Source organism: Vibrio sp. 10N.247.310.23 (assembly GCF_041467155.1).
Lineage (GTDB): Bacteria > Pseudomonadota > Gammaproteobacteria > Enterobacterales > Vibrionaceae > Vibrio > Vibrio crassostreae_C.
On record NZ_JBFSTZ010000016.1, the window covers coordinates 1 to 22487 of the forward strand.

Consider the following 22487-nt stretch of genomic DNA (forward strand, 5'->3'; position numbering starts at 1 on the left):
CTGCCGAGGTCAGTAATGGCGCATTAGTTGGCACGGTGACCAATGTTGAAGATGGTCAGGAAGTTTCCATCATTATCACCGATGTTGACGGCAAGTCAGAAAATTATACCGCGACAGTCACTGGTGGCGAATGGACTCTCACAGGTCAAGATTATTCAGCCTTCGCTGAAGGCACTTTAACGGTAGAAGCTACGGTTACCGACATTGCGGGCAATACAGCGACCTCCAGTGACACAATAGTCAAAGACACGCTGGTGGACATCAGCGTGGATTTTGATGGTTTTGGTGATGAGTATTACAACTCTGCCGAGGTCGGTAATGGCGCATTAGTTGGCACGGTGACCAATGTTGAAGATGGCCAAGAAGTTTCAATCACTATCACCGATGTTGATGGCAAGTCAGAAAATTATACCGCGACAGTTACTGGTGGTGAATGGACATTAGTCGGCCAAGATTATTCAGCCTTCGCTGAAGGCACCTTAACGGTAGAAGCTACGGTTACCGACATTGCGGGCAATACAGCGACCTCCAGTGACACAATAGTCAAAGATACGCTGGCAGACATCGATGTCGATTTTGATGGTTTTGGTGATGAGTATTACAACTCCGCCGAAGTGAGTAATGGCACTTTGGTCGGAACGGTGACCAATGTTGAAGATGGCCAAGAAGTTTCAATCACCATCACCGATGTTGATGGTAAGTCAGAAAGTTATACCGCGATAGTTTCTGATGGCGAATGGACATTAGTCAGCCAAGACTATTCGGGTTTTGCTGAAGGTACGCTAACAGTAGAAGCAAGTGTTACAGACGTTGCGGGCAATACTGCTACTTCTAGCGATACCATCGTTAAAGATACGTTAGCGGACATCAGTGTCGATTTTGATGGTTTTGGTGATGAATATTACAACTCTGCCGAGGTGAGTAATGGCGCACTGGTCGGCACGGTGACCAATGTTGAAGACGGTCAAGAAGTTTCAATCACTATCACCGATGTTGATGGCAAGTCAGAAAATTATACCGCGACAGTGACTGGTGGCGAGTGGACTCTAACTGGCCAAGATTACTCTGCCTTCGCTGAAGGTACGCTAACAGTAGAAGCAAGCGTTACGGACATTGCCGGTAATACGACAACTTCTAGCGATACCATAGTCAAAGATACGTTAGCGGACATCAGTGTCGATTTTGATGGTTTTGGTGATGAGTATTACAACTCTGCCGAGGTCAGTAATGGCGCATTAGTTGGCACGGTGACCAATGTTGAAGATGGCCAAGAAGTTTCAATCACTATCACCGATGTTGATGGTAAGTCAGAAAGTTATACCGCGATAGTTTCTGGTGGCGAGTGGAGTCTCATTGGTCAAGATTATTCATCCTTCGCTGAAGGCACGCTAACAGTAGAAGCTACGGTTACGGACATTGCGGGTAATACTGCAACTTCTAGCGATACCATCGTCAAAGATACGCTAGCGGATATCAGTGTCGATTTTGATGGTTTTGGTGATGAGTATTACAACTTAGCCGAAATTACTAATGGTGCCTTGGTTGGCACGGTTGAGGATGTTGAAGACGGTCAAACGATCACTATTACCCTTACCGATAGCCTTAATGTCTCCCAAGTTTATACGACCACAGTAGTTGGCGGAAATTGGACGCTGACAGGTCAAGACTATTCGGGGTTTGCAGAAGGAATCTTAACCGTAGAGGCTAGCGTTACGGATGTTGCGGGCAATACTGTTACTTCTAGCGATATAATCGTTAAGGATACTCTGGCAAGTATCACAGCAAAATTCGATGATGCCGACAACATACTCAACACTGAAGAGGTTCAATCTGTTCGTCTACAAGGTGTTGTTCAAAATGTAGAAAATGGACAGCCTATTACCGTCACAGTTTCGGATAGCAATAATCAGTCTATCACGTTACAAACCGTAGTTGTTGCAGGGGCTTGGAGCATCGATGATGTCGATCTGTCTGCATTTGCGGATGGCAACATTACCGTAGAAGCAGTTACCGTTGATATTGCAGGTAATGAAACAACGGGCACAGACTCGACAGGAAAAATTGATACCGTCCCACCTGTTATCGATATTGATACCTTATCTGGTTTCAACATCTTAGATTTTCGTAGTGGTGATTTAACCACCATGCAGGGTACGACCGATGTTTCCGAAGGTTTACCTGTCTACATAGAGATCAATGATGGTACGCAAACGCTGACTTTTGAAGGTGTAGTTGATGCGTCCGGTGGCTGGCTAGTTGAGAATATTGATGTCTCTAGCTTAGACCCATCTACTGAGTGGATTATAGATGCGAGAGTGGCCAATTCGATTGGCAATGAAGTCAGCGATGACATGCCAAGTATTATACTGCCAGGTTCAGTCTCATTTTCTGAAAGCACGGTCGGGATCTTCGGAGATCAAACCCAAGTTGCTGACATCAATATTCAGTTTGCTGACGAGTTTGCTTTTAGTGCAAACCAAGTCTCTGCCGAGGGAGTGACGTCTCAAGGTCAATCTATCGCTATTGCATTAGAGTCTGACGGCCAAGTGCTCAAAGCAACACGAACCGATGGAACACTGGTTTTCGAAGCTAAGATTGTTGGAGATACCGTTGAGATCACCTTTTACCAAGCGGTTGACCAACAAGCTGGTGAAGAGTTACTTCAAACGGCGATCATTATCGAAGGTCTTCAGATTGATGACGATGGAACCACTGAGCTCGTTTTAGGCGAATTACCGATCACGATTCTAGATTCCGAACCTTTGCTGTTCGGCGAGTCTTACTCGATGGTTGAAGGTGAAATATCGTCAGGCAACGTTCTTAGCAATGACATTGACCTTGATACTGCTCTAACCATTAGTAGCGTCGAAGTTGGTGGAGTCAGCAAGGACATTTCAGGTGCAACTCCTGCGGTGTTCAATACCGGGGATGGTGTATTGACCGTATTTGCCAATGGCCAGTGGACCTTTGAAGCAAATCGAAATCTAGATCATAACCAAGACCATACCGTTATCTTCAATTACGTTGCCGCTGACTCTAGTGGTGATTTTGGCTCTGCAACGGCGACCATTGATATCACTGATGGTGCGGCAGGACAGATATTGGATGATTCGAAAACGGTGACGGAAGTCGACGTTACCTCCGGTTCGCAAACCATCAATGCTCAATTTACTATATTAGGTGGTTCGGATAACCCAGACCCAGATTCTATACAATTTAGCCCTGAGACTGTCGCGCAACTAGAAGTATTAGGTATCACTTCGGGAGGCGACGCTACAGCACTTACTTATACTCTCAGCGCAGATGGTCTCATTATTACAGCTAAGCAAGGTGATGATGATGTGTTCTCGTTTTCAATGACGACAACGGTCGACGGGAACAATGTACTTGCCGATATTGTATTAGTGATTGAACGCCCACTCGATCATGTTATCACCAGCGATTTACTCACGATTCCGTTGAATATTATTGGTACAGATACTGATGGCACTGCTTTAGAAAACGGCCAAATATCATGGGTGATAGAAGACGGTAATGATCCGAGTTTAGTTCTTGATTCAAATGCTTCAGTCAACGAGTCTGATTTAAGCAATGCTCCTGTCGGTGAAGTCAGTAGCACCGGAACCTTCAGTATCGGGATTGGCAGTGATTACTTAGACAGTGTGTTCTTTGATCTAGCAGATCAACCTCAGCTCTTCAGCGGCGGTGAACAGATTTATTACACTGTTTCTGAGGATGGAACATTATTGACTGGCTACGCCGGACCAGTAGTGGGTGGCGATGTTGCCTTTACTGTGAGTTTTGCCGCGCCCGCATCCGGTGATGTAGACAGCAGTGTGGATTATGTCTTCACTCTTTATAAAGGCTTAGATCAAACCAATGGTACGGATTCTCTTCCTTTTACCGTTACTGCTCGCGATTCAGATAATGATGAAACCAAACTAGACCTTAACATCTCTATTACTGACGGTGGTGAACCGTTTATTGGAAGTGGAACTGTTGAACTATCTGAAACCCCTATCGCCAATACGACACCAGATAGTGTAAAACAAAGCGCAGTGGTAAATTTGGATATCACGGCATCGCATGATCCTATCGTTTATCTTGGTATTGATGTGACAAACGGTCAGGCGGTTTTAGATGGTGATGGGGAAGCCGTTACTCATAATGGTGAAGCTTTAACTTGGAGAGACAATGGTGACGGCAGTTTCGATGCGATATTAAGTAATGGCGATGTCATTATGCAGATTCGTCTACCTTCGGACTATTTCCTAGAAGCCAATGCCTCCGGTACAGTTGCCGTTGAGATTGATCTATATCGCTCTATTGACCATGGCACTGGGTTAAAAGATACCGAATTGAATATACCGACAACGGTTGTCGTTATTGATTCAGACGGTTCGCGATCCACTCAAGAGTCAGATATTAAAATATACGATGGTAAGGATCCTGCATTCTCGATTGTAGGCAGCATATCTGTCGATGAAGATGGACTCATTGGTGACAAGGAACAAACAGGGACTGAAGAACCAAGTCCATCGATAGCTATTATCCAAGGATCGGACGATATCGCATCCGTTTCAATCAACATCGATGCTTTTGATGCCCTCGGTTACAGCAGTGGCGGACGAGCGATATCTTTGCAAGAAGTGAATGCCGATGGCTGGTATTACGCTCAAGATACGTCGGGTAACGATATCTTCCGAATTCGTTTTAACAACGATGGCACTACAGAGTTCAATCTGTATGCGCCGCTCGATCATGCAACGGGTGATGGTGAAAACAACCTAGCTGTGAATTTTGAATTGGTCGTTACTGATGCCGATGGTGATAGCTCTGATCCTGCTATCTATTCAGTCAACGTTACGGATGCGGTTCCAACTTCACGAAGCGGTTCTATTGAAATGGTTGAGGGTGATGACCTCAATGGACAGTTCCTAACCGAAGAGTTCGCAGGTGCCGATGGAGCAACTATTGTAAGTTTCGATTATCGCGGTACTACCTACACCTTTGTGGATGCTGATACTCCAATAACCATTGATCTAATCAACGATTTTGACAGTGGTAGCGTATACGGCCAATTTACCCTTTCACCTGATGGTAGCTATCAACTAACCACGAATCCCAATGTAACGACTAATCCTGCCGATCCTAAGATCGTCGATGATATTGATTATTTGGTGCGAGATGCCGACGGCGATGAAGTGGTAAGTAACGCGGAGCTCATACTGGATGATAACGAAGGTTTTATTCGTTATGAAGATTCTGAAACCACAGAAGACAATGACGCGATTATCGTTGTAAGTGTGGCAACCGGCGATGTCGACCAAAGCGAAACCGTTACTGCTATCGAGTTCTCAGAAGCATCGCTAAACGGTGGTAGCTTGTACCTTGATGGGGTGTTGCTTCAAGTTGTAGACGGCAAGGTCACCTTGTCTGGAAGTCAATTGGCAGCGATTGATAGTCAGTTCACTGGGCCTAATGGACAGTTGACTTATCGTCCCGCGCTTCATGAATCCAATACCACCTCAACGGTTATCCTAGCGATCAACGCAATCATTAGCACTGATACGGATCCTAAAGAACTGACGGCTGATGTTGCAGTGTCTGTTTTACCGGTGGCTGATGCACCGGATTGGTCGGCTTCCGTATTCTCCTATCATTCAGTAGAAGATGACTCAGACCCAGTCAGTTTGGACATAACAGCTCAGCTGGTGGATCAAGATACGTCAGAAACATTGAGCTACCAGATTAGTGGGATTCCTGACGGCTTGAATTTGACGTTAAATGGCAACGCAGTCAAAGAAGGGAAATCTTACACACAGGCTCAGATTGATAAAATGGAAATCAGGGCTGACGACAACCTAGCGGGTCGCTTTGAGTTTGAGATTACTGCGGTTGCAACAGAGTCTGGCAATTCATTCGCTGACCCAGATGATAAAACGGCAAGTATTGTACATACCGTTACTGTCGATATTTCACCTGATGCTGATACTCCTCATGTGTCTGTTAAAGACTACAAGGGACTAGAGGATGAAGCTATTTACCTCAAAGACGTTATTGAAGGCGCTTTGGCGGACACCGATGGTTCTGAATCGTTAACTTATATTATCCAAGTTCAAGATGGCTGGTCTGTTGAAGGTGATGGTACCGCAAAGATAGGCAATAATTCCTATTCAGTCACTGCCGAAGCTATCGCCAATGGTGTTGCTTATATTCAGCCTAAAGAAGACATCAGTTCCTTTACTGAAGATCTGTCAATAGACGTAACAGCAATAGCGACTGAGTCGACGATCGATTCACTTATTCCTATCAATGGGCAAGCGTCAAGTGATACAAAAACCATCAATATCTTTTTGAAAGGTGTTGTGGATGAACCTATCGCGGTAGACGGTGGTAATGGTCATTGGCAATACGACAGTGACAGTAAAGTCATCAGCAACCAATCGGTCTTGAATGAAGATGGGTTAATACAGCTCGACTTCCTCATACAAACGACGGATGACGATGCTTCAGAAGAGATCAACATACTGCTTACTAACATTCCTGAAGGCACTTTGCTGGTGGATGCGTTGGGTGAACCAGTATCGCTGACGATTGCGTATGTTGATGATGTGACAGGGCCCGTATTCCAAGTCTCTAACGCTCAACTGGATGATCTGTATCTCAAGCCAGTTCTTGATTTTAGTGGTGAATTAGAACTCACCGTTATTGCTATCTCAACTGAGCCCGATGGTGATTCGGGCGAGTTTCCTATGACACTTAAAGTAGAGCTAGCGCCGGTCGTTGATCAAGAAGACGGTCAAGTGGTCAGTACTCAAGGCATCGAAGACAGTCAAATCGGCCTGAACCTTGAACCTTCAGTGAATCAGGATATTGATGGCAGCGAATCCTTGACGGGATATGTCATTGATAGCCTACCTGCAGATCTCACTCTTTATTTTGATGGGAGTGTTATTCAGGTCCCAGCTTCAGGCTTAGATTTGGATACTCTACTGGACTCAACAACGCCAACGCTTTCGGATCTTCTAAGCAGCGGCAGGCTTTCTGTTACAGCGACAGAAGATTTAAGCGGAACATTCTCAATTCCTATCACCTATGAAGTCACGGATACCTCTCCAACTGGTGCAACGGATATTAAAGATATTACCGGATCCATAAGCGTGACTGTTGATGCTCGTGTCGAGCTAGATACTCGATTAGAAGGCTCTACAGAGCTGTTACAGAGTACAGATGGCTCGCCTGTTGATATCTCTAACGCCGTGACGTTCGTCGACGCGGATATCGATGGGTCAGAGTACCTAGATTATATTTTGATCGAGATTCCCGACGGCTATTCGTTGATTGTTGAGCACCCTAATGGTGCTGCGCAAGATAGCTCTGGGAATTGGATCATATCGGCGGATGGGCTAACGAGTGACTCTTTCCAAGAGCTCGCAGCGTACATTTTAGATAATGCGACGATTTCCAGCCCAAGTGATACTCCGGTACTGGATATTGTGGTTCGTGCTCGTGTGATTGATGGCGAAGATTCGAAGTATATTGATACTTCATTCCAAATTCAGATCACTGGCCATGACGGCGGTGGCGGTACTTGTGACCCTGTTGGCCCACCAAGTCCCATTCAACCGGGTGGTGATATTAAGACTAATGAAGGTGAAGATATCGATTTAACGGGCTTGCTCAATACTAATGTAGCGAGTGACCCAGACAATACGATCTCTTTCTATATTCCTGCCGATTCTCTTCCTGAAGGCGTCGAGATTTCGGGTGATGGTGTTATTGCGGAATATGACGCGGCTGGCGAAGTAGTCGGTTACTCGATCACTGCCGATGGCCTCTCGAAATTGACGTTAACTGGATTGGACGAAGACTTCGCTGGGTGTATTGATTTCACGATAGAGACGATTGAAACCTCGCCGTGTAATGGTGAGACTGTAACGACAGCTCAAACTATTAGTATTCAAGTCTTGCCTGTTGTGGATGACATCACCGTTGCCACGGATTCGACAACGATTCAAGAAGACATCGCCACGGATCTTAATCTTGAGCTTGTTCTTGGAGATAGCGTTGAAGACGGTCAGTTAATCACGGGTGAAGGCAATAGTGCTACTGGCAAGGAGACAGTTAACTCTCTGACCATCACAGTATCAAATGGTGTAACACTATCGGAGAGTCCTGCTGATACTGGCTTGTTAGTTGATAATGGCAATGGTACTTGGACGGTAACGGATCCTAGCCGCTTGAGTGATGTGTTAGTTACGCCACCTGAGCATTACAGTGGTGAAATTACCCTCACTGTGACAGCAAATATTACCGATGAAGCGGATTGCGTGACAGAAACGGATACGCAAGATAAAACGACGGTCGTGACTATTACTGTTGAGCCAGTCGCTGATGCGGCGAACTTGATAACAGAGGATATTATCGGAGATGAAGATAATTACATTTCGTTGTCATCACTTAGCGCAGAGCTGATTGACCAAGATGGTTCTGAAAACATGTCGCTTTCGTTGAAGGGAGTTCCTGAAGGCGCAGTTGTCGCGATTAAAATCGGAGACAACTATGAGTTGGTTCCAAACAATGGTGCTGATGGCGGTACCTTCGATGGAAACCCTACCTATGAGTGGCAGTTAGATCCAAGTCAGTTATCTAATCTAGTCATTCTGCCACCAAGAGACTTTAGTGGTGACATTAATCTGTCTCTAGAGGCGATTACTCAAGAAATTGGTACGACGGATATCCGTTATACACAATCTGAATTTACTGTAGGTGTTAACCCTATAGGTGACAAAGTTGAGTTCTTCGATTTACCTGAACAGCTCACTGGAAGTGAAGATGATGGCATCGTGATTCCTCTTGATGCCAATAGCTTTGAAACTAACAGTGATGAGTTTTTAGCAATTACGGTAACAGTGAATGGAACTTCGGACCCATCAGGGTTAGTTGGGTTAGACCGAATTCGAATTGGATCAGAAACCAGTTCTTTCACCAGTGTTGGTGGCATCATACAGGCGACGCTCCTCGTTAAAGCAAGTTCTGTTGATGAGCTCGAATTCTTTGCAGGCGATGCGTTTGGTAACCTCGATATTACGATTACCGGCCGAACGGTTGATCAAAATACGGTACTCGGTGAGTTAGTGGTCGACACGGGTGACCCGAGCTCGCAAGACATGACGCTTATTATCACACCAGAGCCTGATGCACCGTTATTGAGCGTTGAATATTCTTCGATCGTGGCAGAAGCAAGTGGCACGATTCCTCTTGGTTTAGACCTTTCTCTTGTAAACCCTGCTGATTCAGAAGTGGGCTTCATTACAATTCATGATATTCCCGCAGGTTTGACGTTCTCACACGGCTCTATGGTCGATGGTCAATATGTGGTGGACTTGGCAGATGTGCCTAACCTAGCGATTACCGGGGGCTACAACAGTGGTGATCAATTTGACCTAACGATAGAGCCGTCTGCAGAGATAGGCAATAACCAAGCGGTCGGGTTACCCCAAACCGTATCGATTGAGTTTGTCGCTGAAGGGGATTCTACGATTACCGCGACAGATGATAACGATCTGTTGATTGGCGGTACAGGCTCTGACAATTTTGTGTTCGCATCTTCAGGCTTAGGGAGTGCAGAAGCACCAAGCTACGATGTGATTCAAGATTTTGATGCGTCTCCAGACACTGATGCAATTGACCTCTCGGGTATTTTGGGAAGCCTAGGGCTTAATACAGGGCTAGGGGCAACACAATATCTAGATTTAGAAGAATCTGGTGAAGGTGTGACCATTTCTATTAAACCTAATGGTGACGAAGACGTTCAACAAAACATCTTGCTAGCTGATGTCACGTACGACGATCTGTATCAAGGTGACAGTAGTAGTGCATTAGAAGCACAAATTTTACAAAAAATGATAGAAGACAATAATTTAACGCTGTAAGTTAGATGTACAGTCTATAAAAGGAAGTTTAGATTGGTAGAACAAAAAGACAGCTGGCTAGCTTGTGTTGAGTGGTTGTGTGAGCATTTTAATGTTCGCAGTCACCCTTCCAAAATAGTGTCTGGCCTACCTTTAAATGAAGGCAGGCTCAATGAATCCCTTTTTCCAAGAGCGATTGAGAAATCGGGGTTAACGCTGAGCCACGTTAAAAAAGAATTATTGAATCAATGTCAGTTCCCTGTTGTTGCTGTTGAGTCCGCGACAGGGAGCCCCCTTGTCGTCACTCAAGGTTCCGGTGACGACTTTCAAGTATTGGATTGCGAAACCAACTCAAACCAACAAACTTCATTAAAAGAATTGGTTGCTCAAGTCGAATCGTATGTTTGGCAAGTGGGTGCTCAAGCTCTCGATGATGCTCGCGTTCAATCCCATGAACGCAGCGAGAATAAGTCCAACACCCGTTGGTTGTGGCGTGTCGTCAAAGAAGTAAAACCTTGGTACAGAGACCTGTTTATCGCTTCATTCTTGATCAACTTGCTCGCGCTAGTCGTGCCTCTTTTTACTATGAACGTGTATGACCGCGTGGTTCCGAACCAAGCGTTTAACACGCTTTGGGTTCTGGCGGCAGGTGTTGGTATTGTTGTTATTTTTGATTGGGTATTGAGAAGCTCACGAAGCTCTGTGACTGACATGGCTGGGCGCTATATTGATAACAAGTTGTCTTCTCAACTGTTCTCTAAAGTGCTCGGTATGAAGTTAGAAAATCGACCTCAATCGGTAGGTGCATTTGCCAGACAGCTTCAAGATTTCGATAGCGTGAAAGATTTCTTCACTTCTATTTCTTTGGTCACGTTAGTCGACTTACCATTCACTTTGCTGTTCCTGTTCCTTATTGGTTGGCTCGGTGGCGCGATGATGTTTATCCCTGTTGCGATCATGTTGGTCTTGATTGTGCTGAGCATTGCGATGAAAGGTAAAGTAGAGAAAACATTCGATGAAACCGCACGTCTCTCGACACAAAGACAAGCCCAGCTGTTTGATTGCTTAACAACCCTTCCGGATATCAAGCAAAACAATGCTGAGGGTATTACCCAGAAGCGTTGGGAACAGACGATTTCGTCGCTCTCTCAATGGCAGACTCAATCTCGTCATTACTCCAATATCGTGACGCACTCTATTCAGTCCAGTCAGCAGATCGTTACCATCACTCTGATCATCTTCGGCGTGTATCAGATCTCTGAAGGCTTGCTGAGTATGGGTGGTTTGATAGCCGTTGTGATGTTGAGTGGGCGCGCTGCAAGTTCGGTGAACCAGCTTTCTCTTCTATTGCTGAGGTTCCAGCAAACACGTTCGGCCGTTGAAGGGCTGAATCAGATTATGGAGCTACCTCAGGAAGAGTCCAAACACCAAGTTATCGACAAAGGAGACTTTGATGGTGGGGTTAGGTTAGATGAAGTGACGTTTACTTATCCAGAGACTCAAAGCCCTGCATTAAAGGAGATTTCCCTAGAGATCAAACCGGGTGAGCGAGTTGGTCTTGTCGGCGCGGCAGGCGCGGGTAAAACAACTCTACTATCGATTGTTGCGCGCCAGTATTTGCCAACAACAGGACAAGCTTTCTACCAAGATATTGATGGACAATTATGGCCAACCAGTGTCTTGCGCAGTGGCATGGGTTGGGTTGGGCAAACCACAAACTTAATTTTTGGTAGTGTTTACGACAACGTCACCTTGGGCGCAACCAATGTTGACGAAGAAAAACTAAGACAAGCGCTACAACAGTCCGGCCTCAACGGTTATATGGGGCGCTTAAGCAATGGCCTTGAAACACCTGTCGGTGAGGGTGGTCGGTTACTTTCTGGTGGTCAGCGCCAAGCCGTTGCCATCGCGAGAGCTCTGTATCGTTGTCCAAAGTTATTGATCATGGATGAGCCAACCAGCGCGCTAGATAATCAGGCCGAGATTCAGTTCTTCAATGCACTTCAAAGTATGCCGAGAGAAACCTCAATGCTGATCAGCTCCCATAAATCTTCATTCTTGATGATGTGTGATCGTGTTGTTGTATTGGATAAAGGTCAAATCGTGGCAGAAGGTGAGCCTAAAGAAATTCTCTCTTTACAGAAGAAAAGTGTACCTAAAGGTACGAGCCGGTTTAAGACGGTATCTGTGGTGAAGGGAGGTCGTCATGAGTAATGATATTCAATGGACCAACAACCACTTAGCATTCCGCTCTCGAAAGCTGATTTGGTTGAGTGCTCTACTCATTGTATCAATTATCGGTTGGGCTACGTGGGCAACATTAGAAGAAGTCGTGATCGGTGAAGGTAAAGTCGTTCCAAGTCTTTCGGTGCAAACCATTCAGAGCTTAGAAGGTGGACTGGTTCAAGAGATCATGGTGCGACAAGGCCAATCTGTAGTGAAGAGGCAACCTCTAGCTAAGTTAGAAGACACACGTTTTAAGGCGGCGTTTTTAGAGTCGGCTCAACAAGCGGATACCTTGCTTGCTCAGCAATTAAGATTAAAGGCTGAGCTGTCGACGGTCGTTTTAAATAACGATGCGAAAGAGTGGTATGAGCGAGTGGTCTTGGTGCCTCAAGATATTGCGGTTGATGTATCAAGCCACCCTGCGTTAATGAATGCCAAGGCGAACTACCGAGAACGTTTAGGACAGTTGAAGTCTGAACTGGAAGAGGCGGCACTTCGTATCGAGCAACAAGACCAAGCTCGTGTCGATACGTTTAACAATATCCAGACTCTTGAAAGCAGCCTCGAGATTGTGATTCGTGAGCGCAACATGCTGAAAGACGTGGTAGCGAGCGGTGCTGTTGCGGAAGTTGAGCTACTTAAACTCAACCGTGATGTAGTCAAACTCAAAGGTGATATTGCTAGCTCAAAAGTAGCAGCGCAGAAGCAGATAGCTGCCTACTCAGAGTCGATAGCGGATCATCGAAGTATCGCTTTAGATTTTCGTACCAAAGTGCAAGGCCAGTTGAATGAAGTGGCGAGCAAGATAGCGCAGCTGAACGAAAGCCAGCAGGCGATTGCCGACCAACTCAAGCGTACTGAAATTGTCGCGCCCGTTGATGGCACAGTCAAAGAGATCTTTGTGCGTACCATTGGTGGTGTAGTTCGTCCCGGCGAGCCGATCATTGAGATCATTCCATCAAACAGTGACCTGATTGTTGAAGCGAGAATCTCTCCGCAAGATATTGCGTTTGTTCATAACGGGTTAGGTGCAACAGTCAAATTCACGGCCTACGATTTCGTCATTTATGGCGGACTTAAAGGCGAGGTGATTTACGTGAGTGCCGACGCCTTACAAACGGAAGACGGAAACGCCTATTATCGTGCCCATATTCAGTTAAACGAAGACCAGCAACAAAACTCTGCCTTTAGCATTATCCCAGGGATGCAAGTCGCGGTCGATATATTAACCGGAGAGAAAACAGTATTGAGTTATTGGTTAAAACCTATTTTACGAGCTAAGGAAAACTCACTTCGTGAACGATGAAGTGGGTTAAAGCATAAATATAAAAGGAAGTGTAATGCATTCAAAATTCTTACTCTCTTCTTGCTTGCTAATGAGTGGGCTGTCTCAAGCAGCTTCATTAGAAGAGTCCGTGGCCTTTGCCATCGACTATAGCCCAGAGATATTGGCGCAATACTCCCGATACCAATCGGTGGTCAGAGACGGAGACGCGGCGAGTGGTTTGTATATGCCGCAAGTGAACTTGTACGCGGCAGCAGGTTATGAAGAAACGCGCTACAACAGTGGTAGCAAACTTGATACCGATGATCGAGGCCTAACGAGAACGGAAATTGGCGTTAAAGTATCCCAGTTACTATTTGATGGTTTTAAAACCACATCGAATGTCGATCGACTGACGTTCGAAGCAGAAGCTGAGCGTCTAACTCTGATTTCGCGAGCTGAAAACGTATCGTTAGATGTGGTGAGAAATTACCTCGATATCCTAAAAGCAGAGACGCTACTTGAATTGTCTAAGCGTAATGTAAAAGAGCACCAAGAGATCTATCAAGATATCCAAGATAAAAAGAGCAAAGGCTTGAGTAGCAACTCGGATCTGGCTCAAATCTCCGCCCGTGTTGCGACGGCGCAATCTTCACTAATCGCTGCTCAAAACAACCTGTTTGATTTACAAACTCAGTACCTACGTTTAGTCGGCAAGCCTGCTGTGAACTTGGTTTATCCACGTTTTGATTATGCTTTGTTACCAAGTTCAGCACAGGTCGCGCTTGAACAGGCTGTCGAGAATCACCCTGAAATCCAAGCTTCTTTGCTTGATATTGATGCCGCTCGTAAAGAAATGCGCCGTGAGAAGGGGGATTACTACCCAGAGCTAAAACTTGAGCTTCATGCCAATAAGAATGACAACGTATCTAACCCGCCAGGCGGTGTCGATGAAGATGCACGTATCATGTTGACGATGGATTATGACCTGTTTAATGGCTTCTCTACCGACTCCAGGGTTGAATCGTCAGCTTGGCGAGTGGAAGAGGCAAGGGCGATCCGATTACGAACAGAGCGTGAGGTTCGAGAAGGTACACAACTGGCTTGGAACGCTTACAAAATGCTTGAGCAGCAAAAATCCTTACTTCAACAGAATGTTGATGCAGCGAAAATTGCAGAGCTTGGCTATATCCAGCAATTCAATGTTGGCAGACGAAGCCTTCTTGATGTACTGGATGCAAAAGTAGAAGTGTTTTTGGCTCGAAGAAACTTCATCAGCACTGAATATGATCAAACGTTAGCGGCTTATCGAGTGTTAAATGCGATGGGTATGTTGACGTATGCGTTGAGGATTGAACATCCAGAAGAGTGGCAAGGGGAGAATAAGTAATGAGATATTTTAAACTAGCGCTACTTAGCTCTATCTTGCTAATGGGATGTGCAGAAACGCCTGATACGACAATGACACGCCACCAAATTGATGACTTAGCGGATAATGACCGAGATGGTGTGATTAACCAGCGAGATCTATGTGCCGATACGCCAGAAGGTGTAACGGTAGACATTAAAGGGTGTGCTAATTGGAAAATTGTCGAAGATGTTGAAGTATTAAGTGTGGCATTTGATTTTGATAAGTATGACCTTAAACCTGATCATACCGCTGTATTAAATGAGTTGGTGCGTTTACTAGGAGAGCAGCCTGATGCTTCGGTTACCTTGGTCGGAGATACCAGTGCTGAAGGTACAAACGTTTATAACAAAGCATTGGCCAAGAAAAGAACTGGCGTGATTCGAGACGCATTGATTGATAGAGGCATCAATGGTGAGCGTATCTTCGAACAAGAGTTTACTCAGATAACCAGCTTAACTCAGCACCTTCACAAGCGTAAGCGCAGAACGATTGCGGTGATTAAGACAGAAAGCATGGAAGTGAATCCATCTTGGAACATCTTCACTTCAGAAATGCAGCTCGATAGTAATAGCGATGTTGAGTCTAAAACGTCGATTGATCCAGTAGGAGGCCAGTAATGAAACGTCTATCGAATAAATCGGGCTTACTGCTTGCTGCTGTACCTATGTTGTTCTCTGCATCGACGTTCGCGAATGATGCCAGTGACATTGGTTTGGTCGCGATTGAGCCGAATATGCAGGGGCTTGTAGAAGATCTGCTTAAGAGCCAAGAGATCGACTTAGAAATCTTGTTGAGTGACAGCGTCCCAGAACAGATGATCATGCAGCGCTCGCGTGTTGGTATCACTTCCAAAAAGTGGACTGACAAAGAGATGGCTAGGTTTGATATGCGTTACGGTTATAGGCCAACAGAGCTGATGTTTACCGCTGACGTGATTGCGATTCTAGCCAATGAAAATAACCCTGCGACATCAATCACCGTCGCTGAATTAATTGATGTGTTTGGTTGTTCTAACGATCCTAAACATCCAAAATGGTCAGCAAGTAGTGATATTCGTAACGGTGAAAGCCTAGATACTCATATGTTGCCCTTTGCCATTGATCACAACCTGAAAGGCCATACTACCTTTTCAAGTTGGGTCGAATGTGGAACAGAAGGAGAATATGCCCATACTCAGTTCTTAGCGGATTTACCTGATCTGATTAATAAGATTGAAGACGAAGATGCCGCCATTGGTTACACCGTTTACTCAGATCAGATCTCTGATGTGAAATGGTTGAGCGTGGTTGATAACCTAGGTGTGAACTACGACCTAAACAAAGAAACGATCCTCTCTGGTCGTTACCCGTTAGCAACGGTTTATTACATGTACTTGAATATTCCAGCGCATCGCAAAGGCTTTACGGAACAAGAGGAGTTCTTTGTTGGGCTTACCTTGTCACAAGATCATCAAGTCGTTTTGAACCAATACGGCTTCATCAGCTTGCCGCCAGAAGCTATTCAACGTAACAAAGTCAGATTGTCGCTTGAAGAGCCCGCTATTGAAGGTGGCTACAAGTAATGGGTATGCCATGTTGTAACTGTTGTGGGAGAGTGATATTCTCTCTTTCGTAATGGTTCTCAACGTGACGGATTACGTTATTCGGTGATGAAATTATCTAGCGGGCATGTATGCCCGTTTTTTTTCGCCTAAAATTTGCGACTCGAGCAGTTGTTTGTCGTTTGGTCACGTATAATGGACACTTCATATAGCGCTAAATAAGCCCAGTCGATGAAAATCTTTCAAGTTCTAATCTTGCCTCTAATGCTGTCCCTCAATGCTATTTCATTTTCAGCGCAAGCAACCGAAAGCTGGTGGTTAAGAACAGTATTTAACAGCAGCCCAAGTCTGCCGAATTCTCAAAACTATATTAATGATATCGAGTTGATGGATTGTGGTGAGATCGAAGGTACTTTGTTGTGCAGTGACTTAACCCAATATTACGACCTGGATGTGTATGTTGAACTGGAGTTGGGGGACTCAAGTGTCGAAACGGTTCGCTTAAACCTGCCATATTCGGACCTAAGTTACACAAAGCTTCAGGCATACCTTCGCCAAGATGGCTTTGCTCTCAGTTCAATTCGTATTGGTGAAGATGAATTCGATGTTACAGCTCAACTCGAACAAGCTCGAAATGAAGGTGTTGGTTTCGATAAGGTGGATAAACAGCTGGTCGAATTTATCAACGCGCCTCACGGTTCAGCAGAGCAACTGAGTGTGTGGAATGTGCCTAGCTTATCTTCTTCTAGCTCTACTTCTCCTTGGATTCAGTTACAGAGTGATGGTGACAACTTAACGGTTGAACTTAATCGTTTTTAATTGCTCAAATTTATAGATAGTTTCGTTATTTATTAGGCTAAACAAGCCTTTCAGGAGAACGGCTCGCGGGCAGACAGCAAGTTATAATTCATTTAAGTGTTCGTTTTTCTGCGGCTCTCACATTTTTAATAAGCGTTTAGCTTTGCCATTTGTTATACGTTGAGCCTTCGGTAAAACGAGCTTAGGATACGTTCAGTATTGATAAAGGAGACAACCCATGGTTGCAAGAGTAACGATAGCGCCACAAGGCCCAGAACTTTCTGAGCTGGTGCAAGGATACTGGCGTACAGCAGAGTGGGGCATGACCCCGCAACAACGCCTGACTTTCCTGAAGCAACATATTGATTTTGGCATCACAACTGTTGATCACGCGGATATTTACGGTAACTACCAATGTGAAAAGTTGTTTGGTGAGGCGTTAGCGCTTGAACCAAGCCTTCGTGATGATATTCAAATCGTCACCAAGTGCGATATCAACCTATGTGGTGACCACACTCCAGATCGTAAGATCAATCACTATGACACCAGCGCGCAGCATATTTACCAATCAGTAAATAACTCATTAGAGCGCTTAGGTGTTAACGATATCGATGTATTGTTGATTCACCGCCCAGACGTGTTAATGGATGCGGATGAAGTAGCAGAAGCGTTCGCAGAGCTACACAAAGTAGGTAAAGTTAAGCACTTCGGTGTTTCTAACTTTTCACCGCGTCAGTTCGAACTGCTTCAATCTCGACTCGGTAAGCCGTTAGTGACCAACCAAGTTGAAATCAACCCATTGAACTTCGAAGTGGCTCATGATGGCACGCTAGATCAACTGCAGATGAACCGCATTCGCCCGATGGCGTGGTCTTGTCTCGGTGGTGGTAGCATCTTCAGTGGTGATTCAGCGCAAGCGGTTCGCGTTCGTGATGAGCTAGAGGCGATTCGTCAAGAAGTGGGTGCAGACAGCATTGATCAAGTGATTTACGCTTGGGTTCGTCGTTTACCATCTAGTCCAATTGCAATTATTGGTTCTGGTAAGATTGAGCGTGTGAAGACGGCCGTTGATGCACTGAAAATCGAGCTGACGCGCGAACAGTGGTATCGCGTATGGGTGGCATCTAAAGGTCACGGTGTGCCATAGAAAGCAATTCGTATAGAAGTCAAAGCCAGCTAAGTAAGCTGGCTTTTTTGTGTTCGCCTAACATGTTTCTCCAAAACTGTGATTAAGGTGGAATAATTTTCAAAAACACTCATAATGCACTCTGTTTTTCACCAGTTGGATATTTCCATTGAGCACTTCAAAATTCTCTTCAATCGCCCTTAAACCAGAGCTTCTAAATACGTTAGATTCTCTTGGTTATACTGAAATGACGCCGATCCAAGCGTTAAGTCTTCCTACTATCCTAAATGGCAAGGACGTTATCGGTCAGGGTAAAACGGGTTCAGGTAAAACAGCTGCTTTCGGTTTAGGCGTGCTGCAGAACCTACGCGTTAAGCGTTTCCGTGTTCAGTCTTTAGTGTTATGTCCGACTCGTGAGCTTGCAGACCAAGTAGCAAAAGAGATTCGTACTCTTGCTCGTGGTATTCACAACATTAAAGTGCTGACACTATGTGGCGGTATGCCAATGGGCCCACAGATTGGTTCACTAGAGCATGGCGCACACATTCTTGTAGGCACACCTGGTCGTATTCTTGATCACCTAGAGAAAGGCCGCATTGACCTGTCTGAGCTGAACACACTTGTGTTAGATGAAGCGGATCGCATGCTAGAGATGGGTTTCCAAGACGCTTTGGATGCTGTGATTGAAGCGGCGCCAAAAGAACGCCAAACTCTGCTATTCAGTGCGACTTTCCCTAAACAGATCAAATCTGTTGCAGACCGCATTATGCGCAATCCAGAAATGGTGAAGGTTGAATCAACACACGATCACTCAAGCATCCAACAACACTTCTACAAGTTAGAAGGTTCTGAAGCTCGTGATGACGCTCTAGAGCTGCTGTTGTTGCATCACCAACCAGAGTCTGCGGTTGTGTTCTGTAACACTAAGAAAGAAGTGCAGAACGTAAACGATGAGCTAAGCCACCGCGGTTTCAGTGTTATCGAACTTCATGGTGACATGGAACAGCGTGAACGTGACCAAGCTTTGGTTCAGTTCTCAAACAAAACCATCTCGATTCTAGTGGCGACAGACGTTGCGGCTCGCGGTCTTGATGTTGATAACCTAGATGCTGTGTTCAACTTTGAATTGTCTCGCGACCCTGAAGTTCACGTACACCGTATTGGTCGTACTGGCCGTGCAGGAAGCAAAGGCGTAGCGATCAGCTTTTTTAGTGAAAAAGAGATGTACCGTGTTGCTCAAATTGATGAGTACATGGACATGCCAATCGAGCCATCTGAACTGCCAGCAAAACCAATTGCTAAGCCGTACTACTCAAACATGGTTACCATCCAAATTGATGGCGGTAAGAAAGCTAAGCTTCGTGCTGGTGATATTCTTGGCGCACTGACGGGCCAAGGCGGCATTGATGGTAAATCAGTAGGTAAGATCAATCTGTTTGCAATGCGTGCTTACGTAGCGGTAGAAAGATCTGTGGCTAAAAAAGCACTGAACAAAATCGAATCAGGTAAAATGAAGGGTCGTCAATTCCGCGCCCGAATCCTGAAGTAATTCGAGACTGAATCCCTTTGCTGCGATATGTCTAATTAACGACATTGCTAATTAATGGCATTGCAGTAAAGGGTGTTCCACAAAATGCCACTTAAGTTTCTTATCTTAGGTTTATCGACCTAGTCCTCTATACCAAAGCATTATTCATCGGGTCTTATCGAATAAAGATCGTTGATATGTTTTCCTTCGCTAAGATACCAAGTCATCGCTTCCTGTCGATTGTGAACCAATATCGTGATTGTGGTTATTGAACCATCATCAAAATAACAAAGCTCATATTCTAAATCGCTTGGATGATCAGGAATAGCGGCCATAGCTTCCCTCCCAAATATCAATCATTTTAAATACGTCAACCCAACTCATTTATAGGGCTCGTATCACGTCAAATGAGTAATAAAATCAAGTTACATCACTGCCATTAATTATTTTTAGTTTAATCATTTGCCTAAATAGCTAGATTAGCAAGTTTGGGTCTCAATTTATCTCAAAGTTTTTACGACCACTGTTTATTAAGACTACTTTTATAAGAGCTAGAATTAGCGTTATAAAAACTGGGCTAACCTTAAAGGGATGAGTTAATCGGTTTGTGGCTTTGTTGAATTTCGTGAGAGGGTAGAATGAGAAAGTGCCGGTGGTTAGTTTTAGTGATCTGTTTTCTATTTACTGGGTGCGGGACCAAGTTCGCCTATAACAATATAGGTTGGTTTGTCGTTAGCTATATAGAAGATTTTGTTTCCCTCTCAAATAGCCAAGAATCAGAGCTTGAAGAGCGATTAGATATATTACAAAAATGGCATAAAGAAACTCAGCTACCTCTGTACATCTCGCAATTAGAAGCGATTCAAAACGTAGATCGGTCGGATATGAATCCCGCTTTTATTGTGGGCCAAAGTGAACAAACGAAAGAGCATATTCGCACAATCGTCAATAAGTTCGCTCCAGATATTTACGCCTTGAGTATGCAGCTTAGCCCTAAGCAAGACAGGGAGTTTTTAAAGAACTTTCGTGAAAAGCAGCAAGACTATTATGAAGAAAGGTTGTCGTTGAACGATGCCGATTCGAGAGAGCGATACCGAAGCAGAATAGAAGAGCGTGCAGAACGGTGGTTAGGTTCAGTATCGAAAGAACAAAAACAGATTATTTTGGCTTGGTCTAAAGAGTGGGTAAATACCAATAGCAGTTGGCGACAATATCAAAACAACACCTATCAAGAGCTAACGACGCTGATGGCAAAGAAGAGCGATCTGCATATTGCTCAGCCGATTATCATGAAGTTGCTTTTAAACAATGAAGCTTATTATCCTGATGAACTTGAGTCACAACTCAACCAAAATATGGAAACATCAGCCAAGTTTTTAGTAGATATCGCCGCGACCAGCAGTAACAAGCAGTGGGCGTATTTTATGAATGAATTAGAAAGCCTCAAAGGAACGTTGAAGTCATTGCAAGAGTAGAGCGTCCCTTTTAAAGGCTAGCGGTTATTGTCGAGCTAGCCTTTCATCCCACTTTAAGGTGAATTTCGGAACCTAACCCCTGTTGCTCATCAGTAGTTTTGGAATCGAACCTTTGGCTGTCTTCGATATTTTCTGCATCAATTGGAAGCTCGGCTGTTGAATACCGTGGTCACTCTGCAGCTCATCGATCATTAATAACCACAACCTTGCTGTCATTTCTGAATCGGCTAACGCTCTGTGGAAAGTACCGTCGTTGTCGATATTTTTGAAACGCACAAGGTCGCCTAGCTTATGAGTTGGTGCGTCTTGGATTAGACGACGAGCTATCAACATTGAGCAAGCGAACTGTCCATTGTAATCGCGACCAATATTATCTAATTCCGCATCAAGAAAGCGCTTATCAAATGAGGCATTGTGAGCGACAAGTTGGCTGTCTTGAATGAAGTCTGCAAACTCATCCATCACTTCACTACAACTGGCCGCTGTGCTTAACATACGGTTACTGATTCCGGTATAACCTTCAATGAATCCACTCACACGAAATCCCGGGTTCATGAGCTGCTGGAAGGTGTCGACGACTTCGCCGTTAACGAGTTTAACCGCACCGATCTCAATCGCTCGGTCGCCCATATTTGGTGATAAGCCTGTGGTCTCGAAATCGAGAACGATAACGGAATCTGCGGAGTTTGGAGCCATCGTGTTTCCTAATTGCTGTTTGGTAGTATCGCTTTGTATGGGGCGTTTGGTGTTGCTATGGGTAAATCAGTTATTTGCTATTGCTGATAGTAAGTTCAGTGTAACCCGTCGAATCGTCATGCTCTCTGTTGAAGGTCAAGGTATCGTAGCGGTGAACAATCAATTCAGCCGTGGTCGCGATAATCGTCCCTTCAAGCAAATGCCCACCAATTACATTGCCATTCTCATCAGCAACGGAGATATGAATATGCTGGTGGTTTGGGGTTAGCGTTGCCATCACCGAGACTATTTCGAACGGAGCTTGAACTAGCTTGGTGTTGTTGGCATTAGCTAAGCGAATATTGAGTTGAGAAACACATCCGACACAAGACGCAATAGAGCCCGCGGAGATATTGTGCGCTGTCACTAGCCTCTGGATCTCTAGCTTTAGGTCTTGGCCGCGGGTTAATCTCGTTGCGATAGGAGTGATCATCTTATTGCCTCAACGTTATATGTATTTCAAAGAA

The 22487-nt window shown here is 44.9% G+C and carries 13 protein-coding genes; 10 read left to right on the forward strand and 3 right to left on the reverse strand.

Annotation, left to right across the window (positions count from 1 at the left end; translation table 11 throughout):
* The 9 genes from AB6D93_RS13455 to dbpA all read left to right on the forward strand — a co-directional run.
* Positions 1 to 9938 (forward strand): Ig-like domain-containing protein (locus AB6D93_RS13455; protein ID WP_408063621.1); only part of this gene is annotated, 9938 nt, incomplete at its 5' end.
* A gap of 33 nt (positions 9939 to 9971) precedes the next feature.
* Positions 9972 to 12131 carry a type I secretion system permease/ATPase gene (locus tag AB6D93_RS13460; protein ID WP_108150883.1) on the forward strand — a complete coding sequence of 720 codons (2160 nt, stop codon included), beginning with the start codon at positions 9972 to 9974 and terminating at the stop codon, positions 12129 to 12131.
* Complete coding sequence (locus tag AB6D93_RS13465) at positions 12124 to 13449, forward strand: HlyD family type I secretion periplasmic adaptor subunit (protein ID WP_102333942.1); 1326 nt, start codon at positions 12124 to 12126, stop codon at positions 13447 to 13449. The genes AB6D93_RS13460 and AB6D93_RS13465 overlap by 8 nt, the downstream gene beginning before the upstream one ends.
* A 34-nt stretch (positions 13450 to 13483) precedes the next feature.
* Positions 13484 to 14797 carry a TolC family outer membrane protein gene (locus AB6D93_RS13470; RefSeq protein ID WP_102333941.1) on the forward strand — a complete coding sequence of 438 codons (1314 nt, stop codon included), beginning with the start codon at positions 13484 to 13486 and terminating at the stop codon, positions 14795 to 14797.
* A complete protein-coding gene (locus AB6D93_RS13475) occupies positions 14797 to 15435 on the forward strand; it encodes an OmpA family protein (protein ID WP_017059473.1) in 639 nt (212 codons plus the stop codon). The genes AB6D93_RS13470 and AB6D93_RS13475 overlap by 1 nt, the downstream gene beginning before the upstream one ends.
* Entirely contained in the window at positions 15435 to 16379 is a 945-nt protein-coding gene (locus AB6D93_RS13480) for a PstS family phosphate ABC transporter substrate-binding protein (RefSeq protein WP_102333940.1), read from the forward strand. The genes AB6D93_RS13475 and AB6D93_RS13480 overlap by 1 nt, the downstream gene beginning before the upstream one ends.
* Before the next feature lie 210 nt (positions 16380 to 16589).
* Positions 16590 to 17177 (forward strand): hypothetical protein, encoded by a 588-nt coding sequence (locus AB6D93_RS13485; RefSeq protein WP_017071598.1) that lies wholly within the window; start codon positions 16590 to 16592, stop codon positions 17175 to 17177.
* Positions 17178 to 17394: 217 nt separating this feature from the next.
* On the forward strand, positions 17395 to 18303 hold the full coding sequence (locus AB6D93_RS13490; RefSeq protein WP_102333939.1) for an aldo/keto reductase family oxidoreductase: 909 nt from the start codon (positions 17395 to 17397) through the stop codon (positions 18301 to 18303).
* A 148-nt stretch (positions 18304 to 18451) separates the two neighbouring features.
* The gene (dbpA, locus tag AB6D93_RS13495; RefSeq protein ID WP_017064348.1) at positions 18452 to 19831 is read left to right on the forward strand and encodes an ATP-dependent RNA helicase DbpA; all 1380 of its coding nucleotides are present in this window, start codon (positions 18452 to 18454) and stop codon (positions 19829 to 19831) included.
* Positions 19832 to 19971: 140 nt separating this feature from the next.
* Here dbpA and AB6D93_RS13500 read toward each other — a convergent pair whose 3' ends face one another.
* A complete protein-coding gene (locus tag AB6D93_RS13500) occupies positions 19972 to 20145 on the reverse strand; it encodes a hypothetical protein (protein WP_017064349.1) in 174 nt (57 codons plus the stop codon).
* A 303-nt stretch (positions 20146 to 20448) separates the two neighbouring features.
* On the opposite strand from AB6D93_RS13500, the gene AB6D93_RS13505 reads away from it, so the two are divergent.
* The gene (locus tag AB6D93_RS13505; RefSeq protein WP_017059479.1) at positions 20449 to 21285 is read left to right on the forward strand and encodes a DUF6279 family lipoprotein; all 837 of its coding nucleotides are present in this window, start codon (positions 20449 to 20451) and stop codon (positions 21283 to 21285) included.
* Between the two features lie 72 nt (positions 21286 to 21357).
* Here AB6D93_RS13505 and AB6D93_RS13510 read toward each other — a convergent pair whose 3' ends face one another.
* Positions 21358 to 21981: a PolC-type DNA polymerase III gene (locus AB6D93_RS13510; RefSeq protein WP_017059480.1), complete on the reverse strand. Its 624-nt coding sequence runs from the start codon at positions 21979 to 21981 to the stop codon at positions 21358 to 21360.
* Between the two features lie 70 nt (positions 21982 to 22051).
* Positions 22052 to 22453 carry a PPC domain-containing DNA-binding protein gene (locus AB6D93_RS13515; RefSeq protein ID WP_017059481.1) on the reverse strand — a complete coding sequence of 134 codons (402 nt, stop codon included), beginning with the start codon at positions 22451 to 22453 and terminating at the stop codon, positions 22052 to 22054.
* Between the last annotated feature and the right edge of the window lie 34 nt (positions 22454 to 22487).

Coding starts and splice junctions, on each gene's coding strand:
- AB6D93_RS13465 (WP_102333942.1), top strand. CDS start 12,124: ATGAGTAATGATATTCAATGGACCAACAACCACTTAGCATTCCGCTCT.
- AB6D93_RS13470 (WP_102333941.1), top strand. CDS start 13,484: ATGCATTCAAAATTCTTACTCTCTTCTTGCTTGCTAATGAGTGGGCTG.
- AB6D93_RS13475 (WP_017059473.1), top strand. CDS start 14,797: ATGAGATATTTTAAACTAGCGCTACTTAGCTCTATCTTGCTAATGGGA.
- AB6D93_RS13480 (WP_102333940.1), top strand. CDS start 15,435: ATGAAACGTCTATCGAATAAATCGGGCTTACTGCTTGCTGCTGTACCT.
- AB6D93_RS13485 (WP_017071598.1), top strand. CDS start 16,590: ATGAAAATCTTTCAAGTTCTAATCTTGCCTCTAATGCTGTCCCTCAAT.
- AB6D93_RS13490 (WP_102333939.1), top strand. CDS start 17,395: ATGGTTGCAAGAGTAACGATAGCGCCACAAGGCCCAGAACTTTCTGAG.
- AB6D93_RS13500 (WP_017064349.1), bottom strand. CDS start 20,145: ATGGCCGCTATTCCTGATCATCCAAGCGATTTAGAATATGAGCTTTGT.
- AB6D93_RS13505 (WP_017059479.1), top strand. CDS start 20,449: ATGAGAAAGTGCCGGTGGTTAGTTTTAGTGATCTGTTTTCTATTTACT.
- AB6D93_RS13510 (WP_017059480.1), bottom strand. CDS start 21,981: ATGGCTCCAAACTCCGCAGATTCCGTTATCGTTCTCGATTTCGAGACC.
- AB6D93_RS13515 (WP_017059481.1), bottom strand. CDS start 22,453: ATGATCACTCCTATCGCAACGAGATTAACCCGCGGCCAAGACCTAAAG.